This window comes from Castellaniella sp., from assembly GCF_034007085.1.
GTDB lineage: Bacteria > Pseudomonadota > Gammaproteobacteria > Burkholderiales > Burkholderiaceae_B > Castellaniella.
Map to the genome: position 1 here is coordinate 1 of NZ_JAVERO010000216.1, position 2,525 is coordinate 2,525.

Annotated in this window: 4 protein-coding genes; all 4 read right to left on the reverse strand. The window is 65.7% G+C overall.

Features of this window, described 5'->3' with window-relative positions; translation table 11 throughout:
• Window positions 1–1,149: PepSY-associated TM helix domain-containing protein (locus tag RBR29_RS11915; RefSeq protein WP_320349530.1), on the reverse strand; the 1,149-nt coding region annotated here is incomplete at its 3' end.
• 5 nt (window positions 1,150–1,154) lie between these two features.
• Window positions 1,155–1,631, reverse strand: a complete 477-nt coding sequence (locus RBR29_RS11920; protein ID WP_320349531.1) for a DUF2271 domain-containing protein — start codon at window positions 1,629–1,631, stop codon at window positions 1,155–1,157.
• Between the two features lie 33 nt (window positions 1,632–1,664).
• Window positions 1,665–2,093 carry a PepSY domain-containing protein gene (locus RBR29_RS11925; RefSeq protein ID WP_320349533.1) on the reverse strand — a complete coding sequence of 143 codons (429 nt, stop codon included), beginning with the start codon at window positions 2,091–2,093 and terminating at the stop codon, window positions 1,665–1,667.
• Between the two features lie 163 nt (window positions 2,094–2,256).
• Window positions 2,257–2,525 (reverse strand): CoA transferase (locus RBR29_RS11930; RefSeq protein WP_320349535.1); only part of this gene is annotated, 269 nt, incomplete at its 5' end.

Below are 2,525 nucleotides of genomic sequence, written 5' to 3' on the forward strand. Positions count from 1 at the left end.
AAATATCTGCCGGGCCGACTCGGGAACCTGGAATCGTTCCAGCGGCGCAGTGTGGACCGCATGGCCGTTGCGCACCAGGGCATCATGCAGCGCCATGGCGAAACCCCAGGTCGTGCCGCCCTCGCTGGCCACAAAAACCAGCATCTCGGCCCGCCGGGCCGGGCTGTTGTTTTCCAGGCGGGGTCTCCAGGCCCTCCCCTGCCACCAGAGCAAAAACCCTGTGATCGAGAAGCCCGGGATGCTCAGGCCGGCCAGTCCCAGAACCCATGCCCAGGCCCACAGGCCCTGTCCGGTATGCAGTGCGTAGACCCAGTCATAGACAATCCGGGCGGCAGGGGCTGGTTGCCAGGACAGGACGTGGCCGCTGCGGCGATCGACCCAGCCATCGCCGACATCCGTGACGACATACCAGACGTCCTCGGGATCATCTGCCGCTGGGAAACCCAGTTTGCGCAGCCCATCGGTCGACAGCGCCTGCAGCAAAGGCAAATCACCCGCCTTTTGATCCGGCTGCGGACCTGGCGCCGATACGACGTCCGGGTCGGTGGCCGAATCGGCCTGGATCAGGCCAAAAGTCGTCGCGCTCATGTAGAGCGCCGTCAGCGAGGACAGTGCCAGGACCAATGCCAGCACCCGGCCGCTGATTCCGTGAATGCGCTGGACCAGGGTCCCGCGGATGCGGCCGGACACCAGATGGCGCCAGCCGCCCAGGCTGCGGGCCAGCATCAGGATACCGGACAGCGTCAGCAGCAACATGGCCAGTGCCACTGCGGCCACTCCCAGACGGCCTGGATCACCCAGCCTGAAAGAACGGTGCAGGTTGCGCACCCAGCGTTCGACGGCAGACGCCTGATAGTCGCCCAGCACCTGCCCGCTGGCAGGATCGATCCAGCTGGCGCGGGCATGGCCATCGTCGAAGGAATACGCAACGATCGCCCCCGACGGCAAACGGCGGATTTCTTCCACCCCGACCACCTGGTCTGCCACTCGCTGCGCCAGGACCGCCACCGGCAGGCCGGGTTCGGCCTGGATGGCCTGCCAGCTGTCGCGCACCGGGAAAAACGACAGAATCGTCCCGGTGACCCCGATCAGCAGGGCCAGGGTACCCGCCCACAGGCCCAGCCAGCGATGAATCTGCCGCCATTGCATGACGATCACTGCACCTGATAGGTGAAGGACTGGATGTAGCGGCGTCCGGCACTGGCCTGTCCTGAACCGGCCGTCGTCAGCGGCACGCGGATTTCGGATGGACTGTCACGCATATCCTCGGCGGCGGCGTCCACACGGATTTCGTACCCCGCATCAAACAAGACATCCGCCAGGTCGGCGGTCACCTTCAGCGTCCGGCCTTCGCCCACGCTGGCACCCGTCACGCCGTCGAGCCGTGCCCTGTCCCCGGCCGACAAGCGGTTCCAGTCGCTCAGGTGTTTGTAGTATTTGGCCTTGCCACCGGCCACCCACAGGGTGCCTGCGTAGGCGCCCTGGGCATCGGTCAGATAAACCGCCAGATAGGCGCCGTCTCCGCCATAGTGTTTCAGGGTCGTGGACAGGGTCACCGTACGGCCTTGCGCCAGGGCGGGCACAGCCAGGGTGGTGGCGGCCAGCAGCGCCGCAATTGAAAAGGTCTTCATAAATAACGCTCCTGTAAAAATGCCGCTGGGCGATCACTCGATCTGGGCGCCAGAGACGGATATCGATGCCGATGGCTGGTTCGTCGCTGCTGCGGGGGCTGCGGGAGCAGCCGGCGGCACAGGGCTGCGCACACCGGAATCGTCACGATCCCGGGCGCGGCGACGGTCACGCGTATCGTCGCGGCGATACTTGATCTTCACGATTTCCAGCGTTTCGGGATCGAGCTTGGCCTTGAAGCCACGGCCCTGGGCGTCCTCGCCGCGCACCTCGTAGCAACCGTCGTCGATCTTGATGCGCTTCAGGGTCCAACCATTTCCGTCAGCCATCCGGCGCACCGCGTCCCGCTTCTGCCAACGCTCGATGGGCACGTCACAGTCATCGCCAGCCATGGCCGGCGCAACGGCCAGAACCAGCGCTACGGCCAGCAGGCCGGTGCCAAGCGCACGTGCGGATTTCTTCATGGTGAGCCCTCCATTCATCCGACCGCCGGGCGGCGGCCATCCATGCCTCTATCGTAGAGGCGGCAACATTGATGCCAGATGAACAGAAGGGCGATCCGGGCCTCGATCAGCCCGGATCTTGATGCCAATCAAACCTGCCGAGGCAGGCGCAATGGCAAAGCGGTCAGATCACGCCCCGCGCACGCAGGGCTTCGATTTCGGCAGGCGCCAATTCCAGGATTTCGGCCAGCACAGCGGCCGTGTGCGCCCCCAAGGGGGGCGGCGGCAGACGATAGTCCACCGGCGTGTCCGACAGGCGGATCGGACTGGCCACCAGTGGCACCGTGCCCGTTTCGGGATGCGGCATGTCGATGCGCAAGCCGCGTGCGCGCACCTGGGCATCGTCGAACACCTGCTCGATCGCATTGATCGGCCCACAGGGCACGGCGCGGG